The organism is Streptomyces sp. NPDC036984, assembly GCF_055607665.1.
In genome coordinates this window covers 1-9,689 of the sequence record NZ_JBVJRL010000028.1, presented here as the reverse complement: position 1 = coordinate 9,689, position 9,689 = coordinate 1, and the positions used below count along the sequence as shown (strand labels likewise).

The 9,689-nt window shown below is 69.1% G+C and carries 9 protein-coding genes; 3 read left to right on the top strand and 6 right to left on the bottom strand.

Annotated features, from left to right (window positions below; all coding sequences use genetic code 11):
- Positions 1 to 119: 119 nt before the first annotated feature.
- From ACZ7DL_RS33870 to ACZ7DL_RS33850, 5 genes are all read right to left on the bottom strand, one after another.
- The gene (locus ACZ7DL_RS33870; RefSeq protein WP_470780130.1) at positions 120 to 1,211 is read right to left on the bottom strand and encodes an LLM class flavin-dependent oxidoreductase; all 1,092 of its coding nucleotides are present in this window, start codon (positions 1,209 to 1,211) and stop codon (positions 120 to 122) included.
- Positions 1,212 to 1,305: 94 nt separating this feature from the next.
- Positions 1,306 to 2,217, bottom strand: coding sequence for a fumarylacetoacetate (FAA) hydrolase (locus ACZ7DL_RS33865; RefSeq protein ID WP_470780128.1), 912 nt, complete (start codon positions 2,215 to 2,217; stop codon positions 1,306 to 1,308).
- Positions 2,218 to 2,267: 50 nt separating this feature from the next.
- Positions 2,268 to 3,521, bottom strand: a complete 1,254-nt coding sequence (locus tag ACZ7DL_RS33860) for an MFS transporter (RefSeq protein ID WP_470780126.1) — start codon at positions 3,519 to 3,521, stop codon at positions 2,268 to 2,270.
- A 45-nt stretch (positions 3,522 to 3,566) separates the two neighbouring features.
- Positions 3,567 to 4,853, bottom strand: coding sequence for a pyridoxal phosphate-dependent aminotransferase (locus ACZ7DL_RS33855; protein WP_470780125.1), 1,287 nt, complete (start codon positions 4,851 to 4,853; stop codon positions 3,567 to 3,569).
- 5 nt (positions 4,854 to 4,858) lie between these two features.
- Complete coding sequence (locus ACZ7DL_RS33850; protein WP_470780124.1) at positions 4,859 to 5,044, bottom strand: lysine biosynthesis protein LysW; 186 nt, start codon at positions 5,042 to 5,044, stop codon at positions 4,859 to 4,861.
- A 275-nt stretch (positions 5,045 to 5,319) separates the two neighbouring features.
- On the opposite strand from ACZ7DL_RS33850, the gene ACZ7DL_RS33845 reads away from it, so the two are divergent.
- The 3 genes from ACZ7DL_RS33845 to ACZ7DL_RS33835 all read left to right on the top strand — a co-directional run bounded on the left by ACZ7DL_RS33845 (position 5,320) and on the right by ACZ7DL_RS33835 (position 7,570).
- A complete protein-coding gene (locus ACZ7DL_RS33845; RefSeq protein ID WP_470780123.1) occupies positions 5,320 to 6,078 on the top strand; it encodes a maleate cis-trans isomerase family protein in 759 nt (252 codons plus the stop codon).
- A 75-nt stretch (positions 6,079 to 6,153) separates the two neighbouring features.
- Positions 6,154 to 6,909, top strand: a complete 756-nt coding sequence (locus ACZ7DL_RS33840; RefSeq protein ID WP_470780121.1) for an SDR family NAD(P)-dependent oxidoreductase — start codon at positions 6,154 to 6,156, stop codon at positions 6,907 to 6,909.
- A gap of 241 nt (positions 6,910 to 7,150) precedes the next feature.
- Entirely contained in the window at positions 7,151 to 7,570 is a 420-nt protein-coding gene (locus tag ACZ7DL_RS33835; protein WP_470780246.1) for a cold-shock protein, read from the top strand.
- Positions 7,571 to 7,627: 57 nt separating this feature from the next.
- Here the strand turns inward: ACZ7DL_RS33835 and ACZ7DL_RS33830 are convergent, their stop codons facing one another.
- Positions 7,628 to 9,223: a tryptophan halogenase family protein gene (locus ACZ7DL_RS33830; protein ID WP_470780119.1), complete on the bottom strand. Its 1,596-nt coding sequence runs from the start codon at positions 9,221 to 9,223 to the stop codon at positions 7,628 to 7,630.
- Positions 9,224 to 9,689 lie beyond the last annotated feature (466 nt).

The following is a 9,689-nucleotide window of genomic DNA, read 5'->3' as shown; positions in this document are numbered from 1 at the left end:
AGTGTGGAAAAAGCGCACCCCCTGCTTCACGGAAAAGCCCGGCCCCCCCCCCTCCCCAGAAAAAAGAGAGGGGACCCCCCTCTGGGGGCGGTCCCCCCCCCTCGGCCGTACCGGCAGTCCTACGCCGGCTCGGGCGTCGTGTGCGGGAGTTCGTAGCTGTCCGCGATCAGCGACAGCGAGGTGACACGCTCCTCCAGGCCGTGCGCGTTGGAGGCGAGCATGAGCTCGTCGGCGTTCGTCCGCTTCCGGAGCGCGTCGAGCTGGTCGCGTACGGAGTCCGGCGTGCCGTACACGGCGTTGTCCAGCCAGCCCGAGAGGATCTCCCGCTCACGCGCGGTGAAGACATGGGACCGGGCCACCTCCGGGGGCGGAACCAGCCCCGGGTGCCCGGTCCGGAAGCGTACGGTGGTCAGCGCCCCGGTGAGCGCCTGGTCCCGGGCCTGCTCCTCCGTCTGCGCGGCGAACGCGAAGACACCCACGATCGCGTACGGCTCGGACAGCAGCGGGGAAGGCCGGAACGTCGCCCGGTAGAGCTCCAGCGCCGGGATCGTGTTGTGGGCGGCGAAGTGGTGCGCGAAGGCGAAGGGCAGACCCAGGTGGCCGGCCAGCTGAGCGCTGAAACCGGACGAGCCGAGGAGCCACACCGCGGGCCGCTGCGCCGAGGGCCCCTGGACCGGGCCCGGCACGGCGTGCACCCGGCGATACGGATGCCCGTCGGGGAAGTCGTCGTGGAGGAAGGCGATCAGCTCGGCCACGTCACCCGGGAAGGAGTCACCGGTCGCCGGCCCGCCCGCCCGGCGCAGCGCCCGCGCGGTCATCTGGTCGGTGCCCGGCGCCCGCCCGAGCCCGAGATCCACCCGGCCGGGAGCCATCGCCTCCAGGGTGCCGAACTGCTCCGCCACCACCAGCGGGGCGTGGTTGGGCAGCATGACGCCCCCGGAACCGAGCCGGATCCGGGTGGTCTGCGAGGCCAGGTACGCCAGGATCACCGCCGGACTGCTGCTGGCGATGCCGGGCATCGAGTGGTGCTCGGCGACCCAGTAGCGATGGAAGCCGCGCGCCTCCGCCAGCCGGGCGAGCCGCGCGGAGGTCCGCAGCGCCTCCCCGGCGGTGTGGCCCTCGCCGACCGCCACCAGATCGAGAACGGAGAGAGGGACCGGAGCCCTGCCCCGCGCAGTGCCCCGCAACAGCCCGTTCGCCTGGTTGACCATGTGGTGTCCCTCCGTAGTCGTGTGGTCGGGCGCGGAATCCGCTCGCGCCGATTCCGCGCCCGACCGGCACGACCGGCACGAGCGGCTCAGGGAGCTACTTCGTACGCGGTACCGCGGGTGCCGACCGGTCCCAGTAGCGGACCTCGTTCGCCAGCACCACGCCGTGGCTGGACACGTCGAGGACCATCCGGTCGCCGTCCTCGATCCGGAACCCGTCGTGGTAGGTGGCCTTGTCCGCCCCCAGGAAGAGGTAGTTGACCAGGCCCGGCCGGCGCAGCGCCGGGTACGAGAACAGGTACTCCGTCATGTCCGGCACCCGGTGGAAGATGGAGTCGGCGCCGCACGAGAAGTCGCCGTGCCACGCCTTGGCACCGTCGCGTTCGATGGTGACGCTGCCCGTCACCTTCTCCGGCGGGGCGTCGAGGAACAGCCACGGCGCGATGGAGGTCTCGCACAGCTTCGCGTACGGCGTCCACGCCCACGGCTTCTCCAGGTGGAGGCCGATGTCGTTCAGGTCGTTGCCGAAGGTGTAGCCGGCGTAGTGCGGAACGCCCTGGTCGTCGTTGGCGTACACCAGCACCACCTCGGGCTCCTCCAGGAGCCAGACCGGGTCGGCCGGGGTGAGCAGCGGCTCCTCCGGCATGCGGAGCCAGGAACCGAAGCCCTTGATGTAGTAGTTCGGCGGGGTGAACTCCTCGTCCGGCTCCGGGGCGCGGTCGAACTTGGTGCGGTGCGTGCCCATGAAACCGTTGATCAGGGAGTTGTTCCCGCCGGTCGGCAGCAGCGGGGGCAGGAACCGCAGGCCGGGGTCGTCGAGGGCCACCTCGATCCGCTCGTTCTCCCCGGTCACGGCCGCACCCAGGTCCTCCGGACCGCTGCCCGCGACGAGGGCCGCGTGCAACTGCCCGTCGGTCACCCGGTACAGGGTGAGGGGGCTGCCGGGCTCCGGTATGCCGTGACCCGCGTACCGCCGGCCTTGGTACTCGCACTCGAAGATGATGGACATGGCTGTCGGGCCTCCTCAGAAAAGGGCGGGTATGGGGGTCGACGCGGCGGTCACTGCTGCGGCGTCGCCGGGCCGGCCGCACGCCGGCCGGGGAAGCCGTGTGCGCGGGCCGCGAGCACGAGGGCGAGAACCGGCACCAGGAGAACCAGCACCGTCCAGGGGAACGCCTCGGCCCCGACGGCCTGAAGGAGGAGGCCACCGGCGATGCCGCCGCCGGCCATCGCGACGTTCCACAGGGTCACCAGAATGGCCTGGGCGGCATCGGCCGCCTCTCCTCCGGCCTGACCGGCGGCGGTCTGCAACAGGGTGGGCACCCCGCCCCAGCCCAGCCCCCACAGCGCGGCGGCGACGTAGACCAGGGCATCGGTGCCGGAGAAGGCGCCCATGACCGCGACGGCGACACCGACCAGCAGGGTGCTGGCGACGGTCAGGGTGCGCAGGTGGCCGTGGATGTAGGTACCGACGGCCCAGATGCTGATCAGGCACGCGACACCGAAGACCAGCAGGGCCACGTCCACCTGGTCGCCCATGCCGATGTGGTCGAGATAGGTGGCGATGTAGGCGTAGAGGATGGTGTGGGCCAGTACGAAGACCAGGGTGACGAGCAGCACCGGCGTCACGCCCGGCACGCTCAGGGTCTGGCGCAGGGGTATCTTGCCCGCGGCCTCCTGGCCGGGTTGGTCGGGCGCGACCGCCGTGATCCAGACGAGCAGCACCACGGTCACGGCGCTGATGGCCCAGAAGGCCGCCTGCCAGGAGACCACCTGGCCCAGGAAGGTGCCCGCCGGGACGCCCAGGGACAGGGCGACGGGAATGCCGGCCATGGCGATCGCGATGGCGCGGCCTTCCTGGTGGGGCGCGACCATCCGGCGGGCGTAGCCGGCCAGCAGCGCCCAGGCCAGCCCGGCGGCGACACCGGCGACGAACCGGGCGACCAGGGTGAGCGGATAGTTCGCCGAGAGGGCGGTGACGGTGTTGGCCACGGCGAAGCCGGCCATCGCGGTCAGCAGCAGCCGCTTGCGGGGCCACCCCGCGGTGGCCGCGGACAACGGGATGGCCGTGAGCACCGTCCCCAGCGCGTAGATGGTCACCGTCTGCCCGGTGGCCGACTCGCTGGTGTGCAGGCTGGAGCTCATGTCGGGCAGCAGCCCGGCGGGCAGGGTCTCGGTGAGACTGGTGATGAACACCGCGACGGCCAACGCGAGCAGTGCCGCCATCGGCATCTTCCGCTCTGCGGCTGACGTCGCGTCAGGGACGTGGAGTGACGGGGTGGTGGTGCCGGTGGACGGCTCGGCGCTGGTCATGGTGGGATGCGAAACCTTTGATGTGAGGGTCGAGCCCGACGGGGATCAGGACTGCGGAACGCGGGCGCCGGCGAGGTCGGCCAGAGCGGTGCCGAACTGCTCCAGGTTCTTCCGGATCCACGGCAGCGCGAGCGGGTCCGGCGCGGCGAGCGCGGCGGTGCGCTGCTCGTCGTCCTCGCCGTACAGGCGGCTGGTCGCGACCCGGATCCGCAAAGGGTCGCCGGATTCGCCGAAGGCACCGGCCGGGAGCACTCCGACGCCGTGGCGCTCACCGAGGAACCGGACCAGGTCCTCCGCTCCGGTCACCCGGCGGACCCCGGCCAGATGGTCGCGCAGCGGCTCGAAGTCCGGGTAGAGATAGCAGGTCGCGCGCACCGGCGCGAGAAGCGCCCCGGCGGCGGTGAGGCGGCCGGCGACAGCACGCACCACGATCTCGTGCAGCCGGCGGCCGGCCGCGATGTGCTCGGTGATCTCCGGTGGCTCACCGAACGCGTACGCGGCCGCGGCCTGCATGGGCGCCGGCGGGCTGGACCAGATCTGGCTGGCGACCGACACCAGGCGGCTGTGCAGGGCACGCCCCACAGCACTGTCGGGGAGCCTGGCCACACCGGTGCGCCAGCCCCCGACGGCCAGGTTCTTGGTGAGCCCGGTGGTGACGACGGTGCGCTCCGGGGCGTGCAGCGCCGGCGACTCGGCGGGCACCGAGGTGTCGTAGACCAGGTCGCAGTAGATCTCGTCCGAGACGATGACGAGATCGAGCTCCCGGGCGGCGGCCGCGAGACGGCGCACCGTGTCGGGCGAGGCGACGGTACCGGTCGGGTTGTCCGGCAGCGTGACAACTACGCACCGTGGCTCGCGGCCGGCGGCACGCGCCGCGGTGACGGCCGCGCGCAGCCGCTCCGGGTCGGGCACTCCGCCCTGGCCCGGAGCGATCGGCACGGGGACCGGGCGGGCCCCGACGAGCCGGGCCTGCGCGGCGTAGCTGACCCAGCTGGGTACGGGTACCACCACGTCCCCGCCGATGGTGAGCAGCAGCGCGAACAGCAGTGGCTTGCTGCCCGGCCCGGCCACCACGAGCCCGGGATCGGTCGCGAGGCCGCGCCGCCCCCAGTACCCGGCGGCCGCGGCACGCAGTGCGTGGCTGCCGGGCACGGGGCCGTATGCGTTCTCGTGCGCCGCGGCGGCGAGCCGCTCGCGCAGCGCGGGCAGCACGGGCAGCCCTATCTCCCCGCCGGCCATCGGCAGGACCTGTTCCCCGGCTGCGCGCCTGCGGGCCAGGGCCTCGTCGGCGGCCAGGGTCGCCGACATGGGAATGGGCGGGGCATCGGACATGACGGTCACTGCCCCCAGTCGCGCAGTTGGACCTCGACCATCTCCAGGGTCAGACGGCCGTCCTGGATGCCCTCGACCCGCAGGGTGAGCATGCACTCGGGGCAGGAGAGCGTCTCGCCCTGGACGATCGGCGGAACGGTCAGGTCGGTCTCGCACTCGGGGCAGGCGCCGGTGAGGGTGGCGCTGGACATGGGTCGGCTCCGTTCGTGTGGGATGAGGTGCCAAGGGCGTGCGGGTGCCGCGGTTCCGGTTGCTCGGACGGTCTGTAAGTCCCCGGGTCGGGGCGAGCACCGATTCACTACCTTCCACCGAACTCGAGGGAAGAGCAAAGGCTGCCCGGTCAAAGATCTGTAGCCGATTGTCAAGAAATGTCAAGACGGAAAGGAGTTGCAAGATTGGCCTGGCGGAACGTCAAGTTGTGTGGATTGCGCCCGGAGCCGCCGAGTGCAGCAACTACTGTGCCGCCATGGACATTTTCCCGCTGCCCCGCCTCGGGCTCGTCGTCCCCCCGGAAAACCCCATCGCCGAGCCGGAGTTCCACCGCCTGATCGGCTCCGAGATGAATGTGTACACCTCCCGTTTCCCGCTCACTCCCGGAATGGGAGTAAAGGAAACGATGCTGAGCTACAACGACGTCCTTGCCGACATTATCGGCGCCTTCGGCCGTATGCGCCTGGACGCCGCCGTGGTGGCGTGCAACGCGTCGCATTACCTGCTGGATCCCGACGGCGACCGTGCCTTCGTCACCGAGTTGTCGGAGCGCTTCGGCTTCCCCGTGCAGTCGACGACGCAGGCGATCCTCGCCGTGTGCGAGGCGTTCGGCATATCCCGCCTCACGCTCGTCTCGCCCTACTGGCCCTGGCTCACGGACACGTCCACCTCCTTCTGGGAGCAGGCCGGCGTCACGGTCGACCGCGTCGTCCTCGCCCCCGCCGTGCCGGGCGAGAAGGAAGAGGACCACGACTTCGATCCCTACCGGGTGACGACCAGGACGATCCTCACGCAGATACGCGAGGCCGGCCTTCCCGACGAAGGCGCCGTCCTGTTCACCGGCACGGGCATGGGCACGCTGGCCGCCCTGGCCGAACTCGACCGGGAATTCAGCCGGACCGCGCTCCTGACGTCCAACCTCGCGGCGGCCTGGTGGGCGCGGCGCGCGGTGGGCGCGGCCGGCGCCGACGTGCACCCCCTCTTGGAACGCCTGGAACGCGTCGCCGCGCGCTGAGCCAGACCACCGCCCTCTCTCCGCTTTCTCTCGGTTCTCTCCGATCCGCATTCCACCAGCAAGGAGGCGCCCGTCGTGGCCGCCAACAGCGCAGCACAGACGTCCGATGCCCTCGTGGCCGTGGTGAGCGGCGGCGCATCCGGAATCGGGGCGGCCGCCGCGGCCGCACTCACCGCCCGGGGCGTGCAGGTCGCCGCTCTCGACCTGAAGCCCGAGGAGGTCGCCGCCCCCGCCGTCGGCATCGCCTGCGACGTGTCCGACGACACCTCCGTGCGCGGCGCCGTCAGCGAGGTCGTCGAACGCTTCGGCCGCATCGACATCGTCGTCAACAATGCCGGCATCGCCGCCCAGGGCACGGTCGCCGACAATGACGACGACGAGTGGCGGCGCGTGCTGGACGTGAACGTCGTCGGCATGGTCCGCCTCGCCCGCGCCGCCCTGCCCCACCTGCGCAAGTCGCCCGCCGCCGCGATCGTCAACACCTGCTCCGTCTTCGCCTCGATGGGCGTGCCGCGACGTGTCCTCTACTCCGTCTCCAAGGGCGCCGTCCACTCCCTGACCCTGGCCATGGCCGCCGACCACGTCCGGGAGGGCATCCGCGTCAACGCCGTCGCACCCGGCGCCGTCGACACCCCCTGGATCCAGCGCGTGCTGGCGAAGACCGCCGACCCGGAGGCGGAGCGGGACGCACTGAACGACCGCCACCCGCTGGGCCGCCTGGCACGGCCCGAGGAGGTCGGCGAGGCCATCGCCTACCTGGCCACCTCCGCCTCCGGCACCACGGGCACGATCCTCGCCGTCGACGGCGGCATCCACGACCTGCGCCTCTAGGCGCAGGACCGCGCCATCACCTGCACCTCGATGTGGAGGCGCGATCCGCACCCCGGACGGGACCGCGGAAGGGACCCCGGAAGGGCCGCTTTTCCGACGAGTGAGTGACGGGAAGTCGGTCGATCGTTAGTATGAAAGCGCGCGCAGGTCGGACGGCAATACCCGACAAAACGGGACCGATCATGAGTCGCGCAGTGGTCATTGACTTCGGGTAGTGGTGTCGCGTTCTGTGGGAGTGGCTGTGGTTGCGGGTCGTGTGGTGCGTTTTGACAGTGCACGGGGTTACGGATTCATTTCCCCGGCGTACGGCGGCGAGGACGTATTCCTCCATGTGAATGATCTGCTGATTCCGGAGGCGTATCTGCGCTCCGGTCTCCAGGTCGAATTCGAGATCGAAGAAGGAGATCGGGGCCTGAAGGCATCGTCCGTACGACTCGCCGAATCCGTCGAGCGGAAGCCGGCGGATCTGGTTCCGACCGGGACCGTCGCCCCCGCGGGCGACGGAGAGCAGTTGTGTGATGTGCTCTCCCAGGACGAGTTCAGCAAGGAGATGACGGAACTGCTGCTGGCGGCGGCACCGTCGCTCACGGGCGAGCAGATCCTCGCGATCCGGCGGCGCGTGGTGGACTTCGGAAAGCGTCACGGCTGGGTCGAGGACTGAGCCTGAGAAACCGGCCCCTGCCTCCGCGCGGACGGGGAGGCAGGGGCCGGCGCATGCTCACTTGTTGTGCAGATGGCGAAGATAGTCATGGAGCGTGGGCAGGGTGTTCGACAGCTGCTCCGTGCGCTCCTTGAGCCGCTGGAAGGCCGCTTCGGCGCCTTCGACGGATTCCGGTCGGAGATCGAGCAGCGGAAGTGACCGCTCCGGGAAGAGTTCGAGCCCGGTGAACACACAGTAGTAGTTCGCGTTGCTCCAGAAATTCTCGAACTCCATCTCGAAGTTGGAGTAGTAGTCGTTCTCGTCGCTGATCGGCAGGTTGACGCCGAGGCCGGCCTTGTAGAACGCGACCTTCTCCTTGAAGCTGTCCGTGAGTTCGAGTTCCTTGCAGGCGCGCCAGAAAGGTGTGTCATTGCGCGGCGCGAAGCTGAAGTGTCCCTGGATGAAATCCCGGGTGTCATCGAACATCTTCTCGATCTCCCGGTTGAACCGATCGGTGAGCACCGGGTCGAAGCGCTTGTCCGGGAAGTGCTTCACCAGCTGGTAGACGGCCGCATAGGTGAAGTAGATGCCGGTCGACTCCAGCGGCTCCAGGAAGCACGACGAGAGACCTATCCCGACGACGTTCTTGACCCAGGCCCGCCTGTTCCTGCCCACCCGGAACTTGATGTGGTTCAGCGGCTGGCTCTCCGGATCGATCCCCCACATCCGGCAGAACTCGAGGGTGGCCTCGTCCTGGGACGCGAACCGGCTGGAGTACACGTAGCCCGTGCCGAAGCGTCCGAGCATCGGGATCTTCCAGGTCCAGCCCGACGACATGGCGATGGACGAGGTGAACGGCTCGACTCCGTCGGTCCGGTCGTCGTGGGGTATCTGGGTGGCCACCGCCCGGTCGTTGAGCAGATGGTCGCTCATGTCCAGGAACGGCTCCTGCATGACCTGGTTCATCAGCAGGCTGCGGAACCCGGAGCAGTCGATGAACAGATCACCCGCCAGACGGGCCCCGGTCTCCGTGGTGATCGCGGTGATGTGACCCTGCTCGTCCAGCTCGGCGTGTACATACTTGTCCTCGACGTGGACGACGCCCTGCTTCTCGGTCGAGAACCGACGCAGGAAGTCGGCGACCAGCTGTGCGTCGAAGTGCCAGGCGTAGCTGGTCCACCGCGTGCCGTCCATGAAGCGCGGTGACAGCTTCTTGTCGAAGACGGCCGGCTGGCTGTAGCACGCTCGGTCGAAGGACTCCGCCGTGCTGTGGTTCAGCTTCTTGCGTGTCCAGTAGTGCGACAACGGAATGTTGTCGTGACTGGGCAGCAGGCCGAAGGAATGGTCGAAGTAGTCGAGGCCCTGGCCCCGCGACCGCGCGACGGACCGGCCGGCGCCCGCGGTGCGCCAGTTGATGAACCGGATCCCCATCTTGAAGCTGGCGTTGCATTCCCGCATCCACTCTTCCTCGGGTAGTCCGAGGAAGTCGAAGAAAACCTTCTGGAGGTTGGGGATCGTGGCCTCGCCGACCCCGATACGAGGCACCGTCGGCGCTTCCAATACGGTGATCCCCACCGAGGAGCCCAGTGCCTTGCTCAGGTAAGCGGCTGTCATCCAGCCCGCCGTGCCTCCGCCGAGGATGACGATTTTCCTGATCCGGTTGTCCGCAGCCATAAGCGATGAACTCCAAGTGTCGGACCGGGGGCCGAGCCGTCGCCCATGGTCACTGCCGACAGCAGCGTCCGGTGCGATCGCGGGTCTGCGGCACCTAATTCGACATGAACTGGCACGGCCTTGGCCCGGTAGAGATTAAGACGCTATTGGCTGTCCTGTCGACGGGACACGGATGCTTAGCCGGCACGGGCAGCCGACGGCCTTGAAGCGGACGGCATGACCTTGACCCGATAGCTCGCCGGCGTGAGACTGGGCAGGATCCGAATGGACTGTAACCGCCTTGCAGTGAATTTGTCTGGCTTATCGGGAGTCGGCGGATGAAATTACATCTCCGGCCGCATATACAGGCTTTCCCTGTGCCCCGCGATTGGTCGAGGAGTTGAGGTGTGATGGTTCCGTTGTCTTTTGCTCAGCGGCGGTTGTGGTTTATTGATCGTTTTGAGGGTGGGTCGGTTGCTTACAATAT